The sequence below is a fragment of the Leifsonia sp. SIMBA_070 genome (assembly GCF_046534635.1).
Lineage (GTDB): Bacteria > Actinomycetota > Actinomycetes > Actinomycetales > Microbacteriaceae > Leifsonia.
In genome coordinates this window covers 1-254 of the sequence record NZ_JAWRYK010000589.1, presented here as the reverse complement: position 1 = coordinate 254, position 254 = coordinate 1, and the positions used below count along the sequence as shown (strand labels likewise).

Genomic DNA, 254 nt, shown 5'->3' with positions numbered 1-254 from the left:
GCCGCCATCAACAGTGCGGTCCCAGACCGTTTTGCCGTCGCAGGTGATGGTGAAGATGCCGCCGGTGCCGGGTACAAGTGTGACGGCGCCGGTGTCTTCGGAGAAGGTGGACAGGATCTCCTGGGCCATCCAGGCCGAGCGCAGCAGCCAGTTGCATTGGCGGCAATAGGTAATGATGATATGCGGGGTCGGGATGTTGGTCACGGCGTCCAGCCTTTTCCGATTTGAGATCTGCCGCTTGTGCCACAGCTTCC

General features: G+C 61.0%; 1 protein-coding gene. It reads right to left on the bottom strand.

The window, feature by feature from the left end:
* On the bottom strand, window positions 1-204 hold a 204-nt coding region (locus SB754_RS21585; RefSeq protein ID WP_410784366.1), incomplete at its 3' end, for a SelT/SelW/SelH family protein.
* Window positions 205-254 lie beyond the last annotated feature (50 nt).